The organism is Gordonia sp. SCSIO 19800 (genome assembly GCF_018132775.1).
Lineage (GTDB): Bacteria > Actinomycetota > Actinomycetes > Mycobacteriales > Mycobacteriaceae > Gordonia > Gordonia hongkongensis.
Genome location: NZ_JAGRQM010000014.1, coordinates 1 through 17,514, shown reverse-complemented (window position 1 = coordinate 17,514; position 17,514 = coordinate 1). Strand labels below are relative to the sequence as shown.

13 protein-coding genes, 1 pseudogene and 1 riboswitch are annotated in these 17,514 nt (G+C 68.7%); of the genes and pseudogenes, 5 read left to right on the top strand and 9 right to left on the bottom strand.

Annotated elements, in window-relative coordinates; all coding sequences use genetic code 11:
* Positions 1-73 precede the first annotated feature (73 nt).
* From KB201_RS15950 to thiO, 6 genes are all read right to left on the bottom strand, one after another.
* Positions 74-2,680: a LuxR C-terminal-related transcriptional regulator gene (locus tag KB201_RS15950; RefSeq protein ID WP_211539771.1), complete on the bottom strand. Its 2,607-nt coding sequence runs from the start codon at positions 2,678-2,680 to the stop codon at positions 74-76.
* Between the two features lie 127 nt (positions 2,681-2,807).
* Positions 2,808-3,554, bottom strand: coding sequence for an ABC transporter permease (locus KB201_RS15945; protein ID WP_068970954.1), 747 nt, complete (start codon positions 3,552-3,554; stop codon positions 2,808-2,810).
* Positions 3,551-4,534 carry an ABC transporter ATP-binding protein gene (locus KB201_RS15940; protein ID WP_280360241.1) on the bottom strand — a complete coding sequence of 328 codons (984 nt, stop codon included), beginning with the start codon at positions 4,532-4,534 and terminating at the stop codon, positions 3,551-3,553. The genes KB201_RS15945 and KB201_RS15940 overlap by 4 nt, the downstream gene beginning before the upstream one ends.
* 71 nt (positions 4,535-4,605) lie before the next feature.
* Positions 4,606-5,394, bottom strand: a complete 789-nt coding sequence (locus KB201_RS15935; RefSeq protein WP_280361828.1) for a thiazole synthase — start codon at positions 5,392-5,394, stop codon at positions 4,606-4,608.
* 58 nt (positions 5,395-5,452) lie between these two features.
* A complete protein-coding gene (gene thiS / locus KB201_RS15930) occupies positions 5,453-5,665 on the bottom strand; it encodes a sulfur carrier protein ThiS (RefSeq protein ID WP_058249608.1) in 213 nt (70 codons plus the stop codon).
* Positions 5,662-6,726, bottom strand: a complete 1,065-nt coding sequence (thiO, locus tag KB201_RS15925) for a glycine oxidase ThiO (protein ID WP_211539770.1) — start codon at positions 6,724-6,726, stop codon at positions 5,662-5,664. Before thiO ends, thiS begins: the two co-directional genes overlap by 4 nt.
* Positions 6,722-6,833: riboswitch (TPP riboswitch) on the bottom strand. (Overlaps the previous gene by 5 nt.)
* Positions 6,834-6,880: 47 nt before the next feature.
* Here thiO and thiE point away from each other — a divergent pair.
* Positions 6,881-7,591, top strand: coding sequence for a thiamine phosphate synthase (gene thiE / locus KB201_RS15920; RefSeq protein WP_211539769.1), 711 nt, complete (start codon positions 6,881-6,883; stop codon positions 7,589-7,591).
* A gap of 315 nt (positions 7,592-7,906) precedes the next feature.
* The gene (locus KB201_RS15915) at positions 7,907-8,290 is read left to right on the top strand and encodes a hypothetical protein (RefSeq protein ID WP_211539768.1); all 384 of its coding nucleotides are present in this window, start codon (positions 7,907-7,909) and stop codon (positions 8,288-8,290) included.
* A 25-nt stretch (positions 8,291-8,315) separates the two neighbouring features.
* Here the strand turns inward: KB201_RS15915 and KB201_RS15910 are convergent, their stop codons facing one another.
* Positions 8,316-8,798, bottom strand: a complete 483-nt coding sequence (locus tag KB201_RS15910) for an NUDIX hydrolase (protein ID WP_211539767.1) — start codon at positions 8,796-8,798, stop codon at positions 8,316-8,318.
* A gap of 349 nt (positions 8,799-9,147) precedes the next feature.
* On the opposite strand from KB201_RS15910, the gene KB201_RS15905 reads away from it, so the two are divergent.
* The 3 genes from KB201_RS15905 to KB201_RS15895 are packed head-to-tail and all read left to right on the top strand — an operon-like array spanning position 9,148 to position 14,200.
* Positions 9,148-10,599: a hypothetical protein gene (locus KB201_RS15905; RefSeq protein WP_211539765.1), complete on the top strand. Its 1,452-nt coding sequence runs from the start codon at positions 9,148-9,150 to the stop codon at positions 10,597-10,599.
* Positions 10,596-11,594 (top strand): glutamate ABC transporter substrate-binding protein, encoded by a 999-nt coding sequence (locus KB201_RS15900; protein ID WP_211539763.1) that lies wholly within the window; start codon positions 10,596-10,598, stop codon positions 11,592-11,594. Before KB201_RS15905 ends, KB201_RS15900 begins: the two co-directional genes overlap by 4 nt.
* Before the next feature lie 5 nt (positions 11,595-11,599).
* Entirely contained in the window at positions 11,600-14,200 is a 2,601-nt protein-coding gene (locus KB201_RS15895) for a serine/threonine-protein kinase (RefSeq protein ID WP_211539827.1), read from the top strand.
* On the opposite strand, the pseudogene KB201_RS15890 reads toward KB201_RS15895, so the two are convergent.
* Positions 14,197-15,942, bottom strand: a pseudogene (locus tag KB201_RS15890) (DUF222 domain-containing protein). The gene KB201_RS15895 and the pseudogene KB201_RS15890 overlap by 4 nt on opposite strands.
* Positions 15,943-16,420: 478 nt before the next feature.
* Positions 16,421-17,308 carry a hypothetical protein gene (locus tag KB201_RS15885; protein ID WP_211539761.1) on the bottom strand — a complete coding sequence of 296 codons (888 nt, stop codon included), beginning with the start codon at positions 17,306-17,308 and terminating at the stop codon, positions 16,421-16,423.
* Positions 17,309-17,514: the final 206 nt, after the last annotated feature.

Sequence of the window (17,514 nt, the reverse complement as noted above, 5' to 3'; positions counted from 1 at the left end):
ACCGCACCGGAAACCACCCGTCCGAGCGGCACCGGCGAGCTGTCGTCGACTGTCCGTTTCCTACGGGTGGTTTTCAGCCGGGCTTTCGCTGGTCTTTGAGGAGTAGCTCAGCAAGCTCGGCACGGTCACCCACATCCAGCTTGGTGTAGGCGCGGAACAGATGACCTTCGACGGTGCGGACCGAGACGGTGAGTCGCTGCGCGATGTCCTTGTTGGACAGGCCCGCCGCAGCGAGGTTGGCGATCTCCCGCTCGCGCGACGTCAACGGCAACGGTTGCGCGGCCGAGATCAGCGCCGGCGTCCGCAGGCCACCGCACTGCGACGCGAGTCGGTTCGCCACCGCGGCCGACGCCACGGTCGCGGACCGTCTGCCCGCCGCGTCGTGCAGGACACTGGCCTGCGCGGCCGCGTCCGCGGCGGACAGGCACACCCCGGAGTCCTCGAACGCCGTCGAGCACAGATCGAGTTCGACCGCATCACCGTCGCGGAGGGCCGCGGCGTGGCGCGCGTACAGATCCGAGAGCGGACCGTCGACGCGCTCGGCCAGTTCGGTGAGCCGGTCGGCGACGCCGCCGTCCCCGAACCGGGCGGCGGTGTGCAGGGCCTCGGCCTCCACCGCGAACTGACCGGCGGCACGGGCGGATGTGGCCGCGGAGTGCGCGAGTTCGACGGCGGGCGTGACGGTTCCGGCGGCCGCCGACTGCCAGGCCGCCGCGATGGCGAGCATGGGCCCGAAGACGGCCACATGCTTGCCGGAACGTTTCCGCGCCTTGGCCAGCGCGGCCGCGGCACGATCGGCCTGTCCCAGCGCACTCAGGGCCTGCACCAGGAAGATGTGGGCCGGGAAGTTCCACGACTCGGAGAACCGGCCACTGTCGAGGATGGCGAGGGTCTGCTCCATCCGCCGGGTCACCGAGGCGCACGATCCGCGGGCGAGTTCGACTGCGGCGACGAGTATTCCGGACATCGCCCAGCCCAGGTACTGCGCGGTCTGCGCGGCGGACACGAAACGCCCCGCGGCACCGTCCGCGTCGTCGAGTCGGCCGGTGAGGGTCAGCGCGAGGGTCTCGCCGAAACCGGTGGGGAACCGGAGCAATCCGTCCACCTCGACCTCGCGCGAGTGTTCGGCCAGCGCCCCGACCTCCGCTCCCCGACCGGCGACCGCACGGGCGAGGCTGCCACCGAAGACCGCCCACTCCACCGCCCACGGCAGCGCCCTGGATTCGGCGAGGACGGTGTCGGACAGCGTGATCGCCTCGTCGATCCGGTTCTCGAAGAGGGCGCACGCCGAGGCGATTCCGGTGACGATCGGCGTGAGTGCCGGGTGGGTGACCCGCTCGGTCAGCAACCGCAGGATCTCGTCGGCCCGATCAGCGTCGCCCAGAGCCCAGAACGTGTTGCCGATGATCGAATTGCCCCACAGCACGAGTCGACCCTCGTCGAGATCGTCGGGCGAGAAGCGGGACAGGATGTCCCGCGCCTCGTCCGGATGCCCCTGCCACATGACCGCCCGCGCGAGCAACTCGGCCTCCTCGAGTCCACCGCCCTCGTCGAGCGCCGCCCGCGCGAATCGTTCGCCGAGCGGCGTCTGCGCGAGGTTCAGGGCATCGCGTGCGGCGGTCCGTACCAGCGCGAGGTCGATCTCCACGTCGCTCTCGATCGCGAGATCGGCGAGCCGAATCCGCTCGGCCGGGGTGTTCGTGGGCCGTGACTGCAACGCCTCGACGAGCCGGCCGCGCAGCCGCCGCGACGACACGAGACCCAGGCGGCGCCGGATCACCTCACCGAACAGCGGATGGTGGAAGGCGACGTCGAGACGCCGCCCGTCGCGGGTGATGCGCACCAGCCCGGCGATCTCCGCCTCTTCGACGGCTTCTTCGCCGGCGAGCTCGGCGAGGACGTCGATGTCGAGGGGTTCGCACAGACTGAGGTATTTGAGGGCCCCGAGAACCGGCGCGTCGAGTTGCTCGATCCGCCCCTCGAGCAGCGATGCGAGCTCCGAGGTGATGGCGGCGCGTCCGCGTAGCTGCCACACGCCGTTGACCTGCCGCAGCGTGTCGGCCTGCCGCGCACCGTCGACGAGATGCCGTAGGAACAGGGCGTTCCCACCGGAGGCCTCCCACATGAGATCGGCCGAATGCTCCTCGAGCTGCCCGCCGAGCACCGACTCGATGAGGTCGACGCTCTGCTCTTTGGTGAACGGCGACAACGTGATCCGCGTGAGGTGATTGTCCTTCCACAGCGAGGTCACCGCATCCGGGACGGTCTCGCCGCTGCGGACCGTCGCGACGATGTGCACCGCACGGTCGATCGCGAGCTGATGCAGCAGTGTCGCCGACAGTTCGTCGAGCAGGTGGGCGTCGTCGACCCCGATCACGACATCGCCGTCGGCGAGGAGCGATTCACGGGCCGCCGCAAGGTAGGTGACCGGATCGCTCGACGTCGCCGGACCGACGAGATGCGCGAACACACCGAGCGGGATCGAGCGCGCGGACTCGGTGCCCGCCACCCAGCGCACCCCGGTCGGCAACTCGGCGGTGACGTGCCGGGCGAGGGTCGTCTTGCCCACGCCCGAGTCACCGGTCAGGACCACCCCACAGCCGGTCGTCTCACCCCTGAGGGCCGCCTGGATCGTGCGGAACTCCCGATCGCGCTCGACGAGCGGCCAATTCGTGGACATAACCGCGAATTTTAGTCTGCTGGGCCCTACAATGGGCCGCCCGGAAGCACCAATGTGGTCCGACCGGATGGCCCTGTCGACACGCGGCCAATCCCGGATTTGACATCGGCGGAAGAAAATCCGCGAACTACGCATCCCGGGCATTGGTCACGGCCACTGCCGCCGCCAGCAACACGATCGTGAAGCCCGCGAAGTAGGCCAACGAACCGTAGGCGTTCCAGTGGAACGTGTCGCTCCCGCCGGCGAGGAAGTTCCACCCGTTCAGGAACGGCAAGAACGACACGATGTGCTCGCCCACCCGCGGGAGCACCGACACGATGCGCTCGAGGGCCAGCATCCAGACGAGCACGATCGCCACCGCACCGGCCGAATGCCGCACCAACGCACCCACCGCGAGGCCGATCAGCGCGCACAGCATCGCGAAAACCGGCGTCCCCCAGAGATGCCGGACGGTCTCGGGTCCGGTCAGCGAGACTCCGACGCCGGCGAGCACCTGCGCCGCCACGACCGCGACGACGGACACGATGGCCACCACCGCGAACGAGAGTCCGCCGAACACGACCGCTTTCGCGAGGAGGACCTGTGGCCGACGCGGGATCGCCGCGAACGTCGGTCGGATCGTGCCGAAGCGATATTCGGTGGTGACGCCCAGGATCGCCATGATCGCGAGCACCGCGACCCCGAACTGGTTGACGCCGAGCAGGAAGTCGTCGGTCAGGGTGTCGGTCTCACCGGGACTGCCGTAGGAACCGCCGGCGATGGCGCCGAGCAGCACCGCGAAGCCCAGGCCCAGCACCACGACGACGCCGAGGCACCAGTACGGCGACCGGGTGCTGGCGAGTTTGATCCGTTCGGCGTTGATCGCGGCGATCACCGGTTCACTCCCCCGTGGTTCCCGACGGCCCGGTTGTGGGCGTCGGGGTCGTGGACGGCGCGGTTGTCGACGGCGGTGTAGTCGACGGCGTGCGCCGTCATCGACATGAAGACCTCTTCCAGTGACGCCGACTCGGCGGCGAGTTCGTGCAGGGTGATGCCCGCGGCGGCGGCGAGGTCGCCGACCCGATCGGTCGTGGTGTCCGGCACGCGCATCACCGGGCGCCCGTGGGCATCCGGGTCACCCGGCGCGGGATTCAGCCCCGCCGACGCGAGCGCGGCATGCAACTGTTCGAGCTGCGGGCCGCGCACCCGCACCGACTGCCGTGCCCGCCCGGTGAACTCCGCCACCGAACAGTCGGCGATCAGCCGGCCCCGCCCGATGACGACGAGATGGTCTGCGGTGAGCGACATCTCGGTGAGCAGATGGCTCGACACCAACACCGTCCGCCCCTCCGCGGCGAGCTTGCGCATGAACCCGCGGATCCACACGATGCCCTCCGGGTCGAGGCCGTTGACCGGCTCGTCGAACAGCAGTGTGTGCGGGTCGCCGATCAGGGCACCCGCCAGCCCGAGCCGCTGCGACATACCGAGCGAGAAGCCGCCGGCGCGCTTCTTGGCCACCGAGGTGAGCCCGACCGTCTCGAGCACCTCGTCGACGCGGGCGGCCGGGATCCGGTTGCTCGCCGCGAGCCACCGCAAGTGGGACCGCGCACTGCGATTGGGATGCACCCACCGGGCGTCGAGCAGCGCACCGACCTGCCGCAGCGGATGCTCGAGGTCCCGGTAGCGCTGCCCGTTGATCGTCGCCGTGCCCGATGTCGAACGGTCGAGTCCGAGCATCATCCGCATGGTCGTCGACTTACCCGCACCGTTGGGGCCCAGGAAACCGGTGACCCGTCCCGGCCCCACCTCGAAGGTGAGGTCGTCGACCGCGCGTTGACCGCCGAAGTCCTTCGTCAGATTCGCTACCTGCAACACGACTCGACCATAGCCGCCGAACCCCGAGCGGCCCGGTCTGTCATTCGGACGGCCTGCCGCGGGACCGCGGGTCAGTCCCGGTCGCGCCCGGGTGAGGACGCGTGCGCCCAGAAACGCTTGGGGATCCGGCCCGCACGCGCGGCCAGGCGGCCCGCGGTCACCGCGTGCCGCATCGCCGTCGCCATCAGTTCAGGGTTCTCCGCCCGGGTCACGGCGGTGGCCAGAAGCACGCCGTCGCAACCGAGTTCCATCGCCAGGGCCGCGTCGCTCGCCGTGCCGATGCCCGCGTCGAGAATGACCGGCAGCGGGTCGTCGAAGCGGGTGTGGCAGTCGTCGACGATCATCTCGATGTTGTGCGGGTTGAGGATTCCGAGTCCGGTCCCGATGGGCGATCCGAGGGGCATCACCGCCGCCACCCCGAGATCGGCGAGTCGCGCGGCCAGGACCGGATCGTCGTTGGTGTAGGCCAGCACGACGAAACCGTCGGCCACCAGTGCGGCCGCGGCGTCGACGAGTTCGATGGCGTCGGGCATCAGGGTGCGTTCGTCGGCGACCACCTCGAGCTTCACCCAGTCGGTCTCGAACGCCTCGCGCGCCAGCTGGGCGGTCAGGACCGCCTCGGCGGTGGTGTGACAGCCCGCGGTGTTGGGCAGGACGGCGATGTCGAGCCGGCGCAGCAGATCGAAGACCCCGGTGCCCGAGGCCGCGTCGACGCGCCGAACCGCGACGGTGGTCAGCTCGGTCCCCGACGCGACCAGCGCGCGTTCCAGGGTCGCGAGATTCGACGCGCCGCCGGTACCGGTGATGAGTCGCGACGAGAAGTCGCGACCGGCGATGCGCAGATGGTCCGCATCCGGGATCGTCTCGTCGCCGGACTTCTGCTCGGTCCGCGAGGCGTCGGGCTTCAGATCGGCGAGGTCAGCCACCCTGCACCGCCGTGACGATCTCGACGACGGCACCGTCGGTCATCGTGTGCCGGTCCCAGCGGCCGCGCGGGACGACCGCGCCGTCCACCGCGACCGCGATCCCCCGGTCCGGCAACCCCAGCCCGGTGACGACGTCGCGCACCGACGTGTCGGCGCCGACGTCGACGCTCTTGCCGTTGACGGTGATGCTGGCGGTGATACTCATTCCTCTGCTCCTTCCAGAATCGACAACACGCGGGCGGCGGTGCCCGGGGCGAGGACGATCCCGTTGCGCCCGTGCCCGGTCGCCACGACCGTTCGTGTGTCCACACGGGTGACGATCGGCAATCCGTCCGCGGTGCACGGCCGCAGACCGGCCCCCGCTTCGGTCAGTTCGTAGGTCCGCAGCCCGGGGAAGACCTCGATCGCGTCGGCGAGCAGATCCGCGACCCCGCCGGCCTGCGGCGCGCGGTCGGCCGTCCCCTCGGCCTCGTACTGGGTGGCGCCGACGACGACTCCGTCCTCGCGCGGCACCAGGTACACGGCCCGCCCGTGGAGGCGTGCCCGGACGACGTGACCGGGCGGCGGCACCGACCAGCGCGTGCGGTGCAGGCGGAGGATCTCCCCCTTCGCCGCATGCAGGTCCACACCCGGCCAGAGGGCCGCGGTGCCCAGTCCAGCGGCGAGCAGGATCTGGGTGTCGGAACCGAGGTCGTCGAGGTCGGCCAGGGATTCGACGCGCGCGGAGACCAACTCGGCACCCGCCGACGTCGCGGCGGCGCGCAACGCCTCGAGCAGCCGCCGGTTGTCGACGGACCACTCGCCGACCGCGCGGTAGCCACCGACCAGTCGAGAGCTCAGCGACGGTTCCAGGGTCCGGATGTCGCGGCCGGTCACCGACTGCAGCGCGGCATCGGTGGCGGGCTGCCCGGCCCAGACGAAATCGGCGAGATGCCGCAGGTATTCGATGTCGGTGGCCGAGGCCGCGACGAACAGCGAGTCGGTGGCGGTGACGACACCCGGGTCGTCGAGCCGCTTCACGAGCGCCGGCCACAGCCGGACCGATTCGACCGACAGGGCCAGGGACGCGTCCTCGCCGGGATGACCCTCGCCGAGTGAACCGAGCATGCCGCCGGCGACCCAGGACGCGCGCTCGTCGGTGCCGGCGTCGAGGACGCGAACCCGCCATCCGGCGTCGGCCGCGGTGAGCGCACAGGTCAGCCCGATGACACCGCCCCCGACGACCGTCAGGGCGCGGTGGGCAGGGCGCTGCGGTGGGGAATCCACGCTGGGAATCACCTTCCTTCGCCGGAATGACCCGGATCAGGTTCGACGGTCAGCGGAATCTGTCCGCACTCTCAGCCCGGCCGATCCGGACTCCCGTGTGTTCGTGCGATCCACCCTACGCCGGGGCGTCGGGGGTCCGGTTAGCCTGGTCGGCGTGACGACCCCGAACCGCACCAGCTCCGCGTCGACGGACCCCGGCTCCGCGACGGACCGTCGCCGGCGGCTCTCCACGGCCCGCCTGTACCTGTGCACCGACGCCCGGCGCGAACGCGGTGATCTGCTCGACTTCGTCGACGCGGCGCTCGCGGGCGGCGTCGACATCGTGCAGCTGCGCGACAAGAACTCGCCGGGTGAGCGCGAATTCGGGACCCTGGAGGCGGGCGAGGAACTCGAGATCCTCGCGGGCATGCGGACGGTCGCCGACGCGCACGGTGCCCTGCTGGCGGTCAACGACCGCGCCGACATCGCGGCGCTCTCCGGGGCCGATGTCCTGCACGTCGGACAGGGCGACCTGTCGCCGTCGGCGGCCCGCCGGATCGTCGGACCGGACGTCGTCATCGGCGCCTCGACCCACGACCCCGAGCAGGCTGCCGCCGCGATCGCCGACGACGACGTCGACTACTTCTGCGTCGGTCCGTGCTGGACCACCCCCACCAAACCGGGCCGCGCCGCCGCCGGCCTCGACCTCGTGTCCTCAACGGCCGCAACACAATCAGCCAAGCCGTGGTTCGCCATCGGCGGGGTCGACGCCGGCCGCGTCGGGGAGGTCACCGCGCTCGGGGCGCGGCGCATCGTCGTCGTGCGGGCCATCACCGCGGCCGACGACCCGGCCGCCGCAGCCGGCGACCTCGCCGCGATGCTCTAGCGGTTCCCTGGCGGAAACACGTTTGCCCGGTCGGTGTCGCGGGTCTATGGTGGACCGATCATGTTGTGCATCACGAGCGTTCTCGTAACCCGCCGCAGCGGGGTCTGAATCTGACCGACCCCCCGCTGCGGGTCGGTTGCGCTCTCCAGTCGGTCATCCGTTCTTCGACCGAAATCGGTTTTCGAGATGCACCCTCTTCATCTACCTCGTCGATCCTGTTCGTGGACCGAGCGCGACGACCGGCACGGCGGCGACCACTTCGCCGCACGTTTCGGCCGCCCGCTTCCCCCTGGGATGCACGAGGAGGCCGCCGGGATGACCTGGCCGGAATTCACCGACGAGTACTCCCGTGGCGGCACGATCCGGCTGGGCTCCTTCTCTGCCGTCCCGTACTCGGGCGACCTGGTCGAGTGCCGCGCGACGCTCGCGATCGCCGACCGCATCATGTCCCGCAGCGCCGTCGCCGCCGGCCCCGTCGGTGCGATGACCTCGATCCTCTACGACGTCGGCGCCCCGGTTCAGATCGTCCGGCTGCACCAGCGGGTCGTCGACGGCATGGTCACGACGTTCCTGCTGTGCGAGCACGACGGCCGGCAGGCCTGGGCCGTCGGTGAGGGCGCGAGCAGCGACGAGGCGAACGTCCACGCGCTGGTCGCCGGGGCGAACCGACTGCTGGAGTCCGACCGCGCCGGGGTGTGACCCCGGGCTCCTCAGGGAGCGGTGATCAGCTCTGGGGATCCAACATCGCGATCCGGTCGCGGAGGACGGGCCACGCGAGTCCGAACGCGGGGTGCAGCGGTAGTTGATCGACGCGCTTCTCGTCGACCCATCGCAGTTCCGTGGATTCGAAGTTGGCGACCGTGCGGACCGGCGAGTCCGTCTCGGCGATGACCGTCGTGTAGGTCCATCCGCCGGGCGCCTCGAGGGTGACGACCGCTGCGACGACGCGCAGATCGTCGGCGGTGATCCCGGCTTCTTCCTCGGCCTCGCGGATCGCGGTGTCGATGGCACCCTCGTGCGAGTCGCGGGCCCCGCCGGGCAGCGCCCACGTGCCGCCCTGATGCGACCACGCGGCGCGGTGTTGGAGAAGCACCCCGGTCGATCCGTCCGGCAGCGGTGCCCGCAGCAGCAGACCTGCCGCACCGTGGATACCCCAATATCGAGAACCATCGGGATCGATCACCCAGCCGTCGCCGTCGCCGCGCACCACGCCTCCTCGCAACCCGGTCGCCCCGACCGGGTGCCTCCACCGTAAGTGAGATGCGCAACACCTGCCAGGGAGACCGCGAAGCCCTCTCATCGCGGCTCGGAACCACGAGGTGCCGTCGGCGAGCACCCGGCACGCGCGAACCGCCGAGGTCGGCGGCGCGGCGCCGGTCGACTCGGGAGGAACCCGGCACGATGACATAGGGTGAAACACGCACGACCCGGTGAACGATGACCCAGATGACACAACCCCTGACGTTGATCGCCCGGTCACGCGAATCCGGAACGGGGAACCGGTGACCGTAGGACCGCACCGGAGACGATCCAGCGTTCGAGAAGGGATCAGGTAGGTGACCGGCGACGCGTCCTCCGTGCGGACGGCGCTGACGCGTGGCGGTCGCACGATCCGTCCGGCACAGGCCTCACCCCCGATTCGCCAGGTGCTCGCCGACCGACGCGAACTCGTCGCCACCGCCCGGGAACGCGCCCAGTCCCCGTTCCAGACCCTGCGCCACTTCGCCGTCACGACCCCGGGCAAGCTGATCATCATCTGCGGAATCCTGGCGCTCGGCTGTCTGAGCACCGGCCTGTACGCATCAACGGTGCTGGAAGACCGCACCCAGACTCTGCAGCGCCTCATCGATCGGACCGAACCGCTCGCCGAGGCCGCGCAGGTTCTCTACAGCTCGCTGTCGATCGCCGACGCGTCGGCGAACGCGGCGTTCATCTCCGGCGGACTGGAGACCCCCGATCTGCGGCAGCGCTACTCCGACGCGCTGGCGACGGCGTCGTCGTCGCTGATCCTGGCCACCGGCACCTCCAGCGAACCCGGTTCCGGCATGGTGTCGGACCGGGCCGAGCAGGCGGTCAGCGCCGATCTCGAGACCCTGTCCACCTCGATCCCGGTCTACAGCGGACTCATCGAGACGGCGCGGACGAACAACCGGCTCGGCAACCCGGTGGGATCGGCGTATCTCGGCCAGGCGTCGTCGATGATGCAGGACCAGATCCTCCCGGCCGCCCAGCGCCTCTACGAACGGCGATCGATGGCCATCGCCGACCCCCAGCAGACCCTCACCCGTCCACCCTGGACCGTGTACGCGCCGCTGCTGTTCCTGCTCGCCGCGCTGATCCTGACGTCGCGCTATCTCGCTCGGCGGACCCGGCGGCGGTTCAACATCGGCATCGTGGCGGCCATCTTCGCCCTCAGCGTCGGAACCCTGTGGTTGCTCGCCTCCGGTCTGATGTCGGTGGCCGCCACCAGCGACGCCCGCACCGAGGGCGCCGACCCGCTCCGCGACCTGACCGCCGCCCGGATCCTGACCCAGCAGGCGCGGTCGGCCGAGACGCTCTCGCTCATCCGCCGCGGTGATCAGGGCGGTCTCGAGCGCAGCTTCTCCGCGGCGACCAGCGAGATCGGCAACATCGTCGACGACGTCCGCGAGGGCACCGAAGACGGCGACAGCGCGGTCACCGGCGAACAACTGGACACGGTCACGGCGGCGCTGACCGAGTGGCGCCGCACCGACGCCGCGGTTCGCCGCTACATCCAGACCGGCAACTTCGGTCTCGCGCGCCTGCACACCGTCGGCGACGGACCGGACAGTTCGGCGCGCGCCTACACCGCGGTGGACACCGCGCTGGTCGATGCGATCACGACTGCGCGGAACTCCTTCCGGGACGACATCAACACCGCGCAACGGGTCCTCGGGTTCACCGGCACCGGCATCCTGCTGCTCACCGTCTTCGCCGGAGTCGCGGTCGTGGGCGGTCTCATACCGCGCATCCGGGAGTACCGATGATGACCGTCTCCTCGCCTCGCCGCCTGCTGACCGTCGTGGTCCTGCTCGCGCTCACCGGCCTCGTCGCCACCGGGTGCGTGCGTTTCCCCGCACCTGAATCACCCCCGCCGACGGCGACCGCCGGGCAACCGATGCTGCCCGGCGTCCAGGTCGACGTGCCCGTCGAACCGCCGCCGAGTTCCGAGGCCTGCAACGCGACCCTGACCCTGCGGCCGCCCGCCCAGATGCCGCCGCCGCGTCAGATGCCGATCAATTCGACGATGGCCGGCATCCTCGAGCGGGGCCGGCTCATCGTCGGGCTCGACATCGGGTCCAACCTGTTCAGCTTCCGCGACCCGATCACCGGCGACATCCAGGGCTTCGACGTCGACATCGCGCACGAGATCGCCGGCGCCATCTTCGGCGACGACCGCCGCGTCGAGTTCCAGGTGTTGAGTTCCGCCCAGCGGATCGACGCCCTGCGGGACATGACGGTCGATCTGGTGATCAAGACGATGAGCATCACCTGCGACCGGTTGCGCGACATCAGTTTCTCGGCTCCCTATTACGTCGCGTCCCAGCGCATCCTGTCGTTCCGGAACTCCAACGTGACCGGTCCGGCGCAGCTCGCCGACAAGCGGGTCTGCGCCGCGCGCGGGACCACCTCGATCGGTCGTATCCAGGCCATCCAGCCCCGAGCCACGATCGTCAGCACGACGACCTGGGCCGATTGCCTGGTCCTGATGCAGCAGGGTCAGATCGACGCGGCGACCACCGACGACGCGATCCTCGCCGGTCTCGCCGCACAGGATCCGTGGTTGCGGGTCGTCGGTCCCAGCCTCGGCGAGGAGTTCTACGGCGTCGGGATTCCCAAGGGCCAGGACGATATGATCCGGTTCGTCAACGGCGTGCTCGAGCGCATCCGGGTGACCGGCCGATGGCAGGAGATCCGGGACCGGTGGCTGTCCATCCTCGACAGTGGGTACGGCGCTCCCCAGCCGTATTACCGGGACTGATGCCCATGGACGACGCGGCCCGGAACGGGCACGACACAGACGACGTCACCCACGGCGACCGGGGCGACGACCTCGGCACCCAGCGGGTCTCGCTCGACGCCCTGCTCGGCGACGACGACGCCGACCTCGACGGTCCCGGCCCGGGCGGTGGCCGTCCCGGTGGTGAGGACGCCGAGACGACCGCGAAGGTGGTCGACGTCGGCACCCAGCGGGCCGACCTGGCGGCGCTGACCGAGGGCCCCGACGACATGGCCGACACCACCGACCCCCGGCCCGGCCGACGCACCGACCCGGATGTCGGAACCCAGGCCGTCGCACCGGTGTTCACCGTCGGGGTCGACCCCGACGACCGGACCGACCGCGTCGAACGGCAGCGTCCGGCCGTGCCCCATCCCGAACCCGACTCCGGTCCGCTCGGCCGGCGTCTGGTTCCGCGGCGTCGGCCTCCGGTGCACGAGCGACGGATCGGCAGCGGCCTGGTCGAGATGCCGAAGATCACCGACATCGAGCCCGAGGACGCCGTCATCGACGACCCGGTGATCGCCGACAGCAAGCGGTTCTGCTGGCGCTGCGGCAAACCCGTCGGTCGAGCCGAGGGCGAGGGCGCCGGTCCCCCGACCGGCGACTGTGGCAACTGCGGCGCCCGGTACTCCTTCGTCCCGGGACTGGCTCCCGGAACATTGGTCGCCGACCAGTACGAGATCGCCGGCGCCATCGCCCACGGCGGCCTCGGCTGGATCTACCTGGCCATCGACCGCAACGTGAGCGACCGGCCCGTCGTCCTCAAAGGCCTGCTGAATTCCTCGGATTCGGAGGCGCAGCGCGTCGCGGTCGCGGAACGGCAGTTCCTGGCCTCGGTCAACCATCCCGGGATCGTCAAGATCTACAACTTCGTCGAGCACGTCGGCGACGATGACCGCTTCGGATACATCGTGATGGAGTACATCGGCGGCCAGACGCTCAAACAGATCACCGCGGGCGATCCGGACAACTCCCTGCTGTCGGTGGAGCAGGGCCTGGCCTACATCCTGGAAGTGCTTCTCGCCGTGGGCTATCTGCACTCGGTCGGCCTGGTCTACAACGACGTGAAACCCGAGAACATCATGGTCGGCAGCGACGAGGTGAAGCTGATCGACCTCGGCGCCGTCTCGCCGATCAACGGCTACGGGCACCTCTACGGCACGCCCGGGTTCCAGGCACCGGAGATCGTCAAGACCGGACCGCAGATCGCGACCGACATCTACAGCATCGGACGCACTCTCGCGGTCCTGACCGTGCCGATGGAGATGCGGAACGGACGCTACGTCGACGGTCTGCCCGCCGCGTCGAAAACGCCTGTCTTCCGCAACAATCCGTCGTACTACCGCCTCCTGCAACGCGCCACCGCCCCCGACCCGGCCGATCGGTTCGTCTCCGCGGAGGAGATGAGCACTCAGGTGCTGAATGTGTTGCGCGAGACGGTCGCCGTGCACACGGGGGTCCCGCGGCCCGCGCTGTCCACGGTCTTCACCCCGCAGCGCTCGACGTTCGGCACGGACCTGATGCTCGCGCCGGTCGATGGCTTCTTCGACCCCGATCAGGCGGCGTTCTACGATCCGGTCGACATCGCCAACGCCCTGCCCGTCCCGCTGGTCAACCCCCTCGACCCGGCGGCGAGTCTGCTCACCTCGGCGGCGCTGTCGGACCCGCGACAGACCCTTGATTCCATCAACACCGCCCGGGCAGAGGGTTTCGCCTCGCTCTTCGGCGGCCGGCCGGTCAAGAACGCCCACCCGTCACGGGAGATCGATCTCGCCGAGGCCCGCGCGCATCTGCAGCTCGACGACGTCGACACCGCGCTCGCCCTTCTCCAGGAAGTCCGCGCCCACCACGGTGATTCGTGGCGGGTCGAGTGGTACATGGGCATCTGCGCGTTGATGAACGACGAACCCGAACTGGCCTACGAGCGCTTCGACGAGGTGCTCGGCGCGATGCCGGGCGAGGTCGCGCCCAAGCTCGCCGTCGCCGGCACCGCCGAACTCATCGGCCGCTGGCTGGCCGACGAGAAAGGCCCGGCGAAGTCCGCGGAGAAGATCGCCAAACTGTATGACGTTGCGCAACATCACTATCACGATCTGTGGTTGACCGATCACAGCATCGTGACCGCCGCGTTCGGTCTGGCCCGGCTCGCCGTGGCGGCCGGTGACATCGACGCCGCGATCCAGCCGCTCGACGAGGTCCCGGCCACCAGCCGCCACTTCAACACCGCGCGTGCGACGGCGATCATCGCGCTCGTGCACGGCCGACCCACCTCGCAGGTGACCCGCGAGCAGATCGTCGAGGCCGCACGCCGTCTCGAGCAGATCCCGGACACCGAACCACGCAAGGCCCGGATGCTACTCATCGTGCTGGGCACCGCGCTGGGCTGGATCCACGACAATCCCGACGACGCCAAGCAGGACAACGAACCCTCGACGCTGCTCGGTTTCCCGTTCACCGAGTACGGCATCCGCACCGGCACCGAACGTTCGCTGCGCCAGCTGGCCCGCCTGACCCGCACCAACCGGGACCACCGGTTCATGCTCGTCGACCTCGCCAACTACGTCCGGCCGAATACGTTGTTCTAGGGCTGTCCGAAGAACGTCCCTGTTGCGTTGCGTACCAGCGGGTCGTCGCCGAGGAGCTCCGCGAGGTGGGCCTCGACCGGTGATGGACGGGTGCTGCGACGCACGCGCAGTGGCGGTCGGACGTCGATGACGTGGCTGGTTTTCAGCCATGAGCGGCGCGCTTGATCGCCGGGCCCCCTGCTCCCTGCGGAGCTTGCGGAAGGCGCGTCAGCCCGGTTCCCTGAGGAGCGCCCGGAGCTTGCGGAGGGCGCGTCACGAAGGGTCGGGCGCGTCTGACCGCCGGGCCGCGGTGGTGGTCCGTGGATCTCGTCGCGCACGGTGTTCAGGTGTTCTGCGAACCGCCGCGGTATGTCGGGTCCGCGGTTCAGGCGACCGGGATTGGGTGGGGCGCCGGGTTCGGCGTTCAATCGCCAGACGCAGCGGCCTTCATCAGGTCCCGAGCGCTCGATGTGCGTGGTGTACTGGCCGGGATTGTCGCCGACCATCCGGTTGTGTCGCGGGCAAGCCGGCGCGAGATCGTCGATGTCGGTGAGACCGCCCTTGGCCCAGTCTCGTTCGGCGTGATGAAGCTCGATGTGGGTGGCGGGCTGATCGCAGCCGGGTGCCGAGCACACTTCCCCGTAGGGGCGGGCGAAGGAGACGAGTCGTTGTTCGCGGGTGGCGAGGCGTTTGCCGCGCCCGAAGTGCAGCGGGACGGTGGTGGCGTCTTTGAAGATCGCCAACCATGGCTGGACGTCACCGGCCATCGCGATCAGGTCCCGGATGGGCACCAGGGTGCCGGTGGCGGTGGTCGCGAGTCCGGCACCCCGGATCAGGTCGGAGAGGTCGGCTTTGACGATCAGTTGCACGGGTAGCCCGCGGTGCGAGGTACCGAGTGCGCCGTCGGCGAAGCCGGCGGCCAGTGCGGCGTCGAGTGCATCATGATTCGTCTGGGCGAGAGTGCGACCGTCGCGGTCGACTGCCGCGGCCAGGGCGTCAGGGTCGGCGGTGGCGGCCGGGCCTTGGGGTGAGGCGGGGTCGTCGGGGTTGTTGAGTCCGGGTTTGCCCCAGACGGCGAACATCATGGTGAGTCGGGCGTGGAGTGCGGGTGTCAGGGTGCCGGAGATCTTGGCGGTGCCGTCGGCGCGTTGGCGTCCGATCCACAGGCCGCGGCGTCGTTTCTGGTCGGTGTCGTCGGACAGTGTGCCGTCGGGGTCGAGGTGGGCAACCAGCCGCGAGCCGAGCTGGGTGATCTCGGCAGGCGTGTGGGCTTCGGCGATCTCGGCCATCTGTCGCTCGGCGGCGACCTTGATGTCGTGTTCGACAGCATGCGGGATCTGGTCGAGGACATCCATGGCGGCCTGGACGTGCCCGGTTCCCACGGCACCTTTGGCGAAAGCCTCTGCCAGCGTGGGGTGTTAAGGTTCGAGACGGTCGCCGTTGAGACAAGTCAGCGCGGCGGTGGCGTTCAGCTGCTTGCGTCGACGCAGCGGGTTGGAGATCCGCAGTCGGTGGGTCATGAACTGCATGAGAGTGCGGCAGCCGGTCTTGCGGGGCAGATCACGAGCCTCGATTTCGGCGATTTGCCGGTCGCCGGCGTAAGTGGTTCGCGCGATCGCGCGTTCGGTCGCGGCGGCGACTTCCATCAGTTCTTCGTCGGTGCACTGAGACAAGTCGACGGTCTGCAGTTCGTCGAGGGTCGCGTGCAGCTCGGCCACCAACTCGACGGCGCGCGGTTGCGCCGTGATTGACTCGTCAGACATTGTCACCCCCGGGGACGATTGCGCGAATACATGTTCGAGTGTAGCCGCTATAGGTCTGGCGCGCAATGCGTTTCGTCGTCCTGTCGCTTCGCGAACATTGTCGGTGGTACGTGATAAGGCGTCGTATCGCGTGCGGTGGTTCACAGCGCAGCCTGCGGTCTGACAAGGCGAATTTCCGACGCATGTTCGGGTTTGTGGCTTAATTGCTTCATCGTGCTGACGTCATCCGCGCAGACGGAAAGGCACGACAGACCTCAGCCCGTCCGAAGTGGTCCGCGAGTGAGTTGCCGAGCACGTTGGTCGCAGCGCGAAGGAGTTCCGCACATACCTGCGCGCGATCGCTGTCGACAAGGATCCGACACGGGTCGCTACGCGTTTAGCAAGACGCAAGCAACGAAGCCCCGCGAAGCAGCACGCCGCATGCTCCGAGCGTCGCGCTGAGGCCCGCGCAGCAGCACGAGCAGCGGAGGAAACTAAACTACCAAGGCTCGTTACTGAACAGAGGCCCCTCGGGTGCGTCTCGAGGGGCGTCCTCTTCGGCGTTGATGTCGTTGCCGCCCATTCCGATTTCGTCCCAGATACCCTCGTACCCCGGCACGATCGTCGTACGAATGGGCATTCCAGAATTAAGAAAGTGCCGGTTGAGAACAACGAGTCCGTACATTTGAATTCCGTCAGAGAGATGATGGAACTCACTCGAACCTATCAGCAGCTTGTCTCCGACCGAGGCGCGTGAACTGCATGACTCCACGAACTTCGCATCGGCAACACCACCACGATGCGCCCACACATGCCTTATTTGCTGGGCCAACAACACCGAATCACGCACAACCCTCGGAACTTGCCCGTCGAGCAGAACCGGTTTCAACAGAGCTTCGAACTGCCCAACACCCTTCTTTTGGTCGGCACCTATAGTTCGAATGAATTCTGCAAGTATGGCATTGGCGCGATCCTCACCGCTCCCCAGAATGACGTCAACAGGTAGTTTCACCCTACTCAATCTCTCGTGGGCAAGTAGCGAGGGTTCGTACAGTATCGACGTTATGAATATATCTTCGATTAATCGCTCAAGCGCACCCCATAGTCCCAGGAGGGTATGGGCGTGGAGGACCGGATAGTCAGCATCTATTTCCCGATGAGCGTCCCTCGACTTCACTAGTAGAGCATCTCGTAGCACCTGGTCGCGCCCCCGCTCCACCTCGAGCCTGAAGCCTCTGAGTATGTCACCCAATTCGATGCGGAAATCGATGCTGTTGAGTCCGCCATAGGTCAAGTGGACCAGGTTCAGTGCATCCTGGTAGTACTCAATCCAGGTTCGGAATGGCAGGTCGAGGTGACCTGCGGGCCTCTTTTTGGCGTCTACCATCTGCAAACTATCCCAGGCCAGCTCGACACCCTCAGAGTCGGCCGCGCAACTGCGAGTCGGATTAGTTCGTCTAGACGACGTTCCTCTCCCATTTCTTCAAGGTGAACGCGTCCCGGAACGGAGTATGAGTGTCCATGGCCGTGAGAAAGTCCCCATTGGTGGCCAGGTCGAGGTCCCCGCTGGTGGCCAGATAAAAGTCCCCACCC

Excerpts from the sequence above, each read along its gene's own strand:
- KB201_RS15950 (WP_211539771.1), bottom strand. The coding sequence starts at position 2,680 with ATGTCCACGAATTGGCCGCTCGTCGAGCGCGATCGGGAGTTCCGCACG.
- thiS (WP_058249608.1), bottom strand. The coding sequence starts at position 5,665 with ATGAGTATCACCGCCAGCATCACCGTCAACGGCAAGAGCGTCGACGTC.
- KB201_RS15915 (WP_211539768.1), top strand. The coding sequence starts at position 7,907 with ATGACCTGGCCGGAATTCACCGACGAGTACTCCCGTGGCGGCACGATC.
- KB201_RS15900 (WP_211539763.1), top strand. The coding sequence starts at position 10,596 with ATGATGACCGTCTCCTCGCCTCGCCGCCTGCTGACCGTCGTGGTCCTG.
- KB201_RS15895 (WP_211539827.1), top strand. The coding sequence starts at position 11,600 with ATGGACGACGCGGCCCGGAACGGGCACGACACAGACGACGTCACCCAC.
- KB201_RS15885 (WP_211539761.1), bottom strand. The coding sequence starts at position 17,308 with ATGGTAGACGCCAAAAAGAGGCCCGCAGGTCACCTCGACCTGCCATTC.